Below are 642 nucleotides of genomic sequence, written 5' to 3'. Positions count from 1 at the left end.
TCCAGCAACCAAGTCACACCTATAATCAAATAGGAACTTATACCTTAGCATTAATAGTTGTCTCGGATTCCGGTTGTACAGATACTGCTTATTTAAGTCATATATCCCACCCTATTCCTACAGCCAACTTTAGCACCATAACCAATTGTTTTGTTGCCGATTTTACGAACTTGTCGACTATTGTTTCTGGAAATATCCAAAGTGTATCTTGGGATTTTGAGGATAACCAAACCAGTACAAGTTTTAACCCTACCAATATTTATCAAGTAAATGATACCTATAATGTACTCCTAAGCGCTACTAGTAATTTTGGTTGTATTGGAGACACTATTTTACCGGTCACCATATTCTCCAATTTTGCAGCAGATATCCAACCTACTTCTTTAACTATTTGTAGTGGTGAATGCATGCAATTATTTGACAATGCTACCCCACACGGAAATGATGCAACTTATGCATGGAAACTCAGTGATGGGCAGACCTCCTATCAACAAAACCCAACCTTTTGCTTTACAAATGAGCAAGAAGACCACTTACCTATTTCGGTTTTCTTTAAAATAGAAACCAGTGCTGGTTGCGTGGATTCTGTATTGTATACTAACTATTTTGATGTGATTGCTAACCCTAAAGCTTATTTTACTT

At 36.8% G+C, this 642-nt stretch carries 1 protein-coding gene; it reads left to right on the top strand.

The window, feature by feature from the left end; translation table 11 throughout:
- Positions 1-642: PKD domain-containing protein (locus tag DNU06_RS17910; protein ID WP_233503077.1), on the top strand; the 642-nt coding region annotated here is incomplete at both ends.

The organism is Putridiphycobacter roseus (assembly GCF_003234935.1).
GTDB lineage: Bacteria > Bacteroidota > Bacteroidia > Flavobacteriales_D > Crocinitomicaceae > Putridiphycobacter > Putridiphycobacter roseus.
The sequence above is the reverse complement of the archived record's forward strand: the minus strand, read 5'-3'. Positions and strand labels throughout refer to the sequence as shown.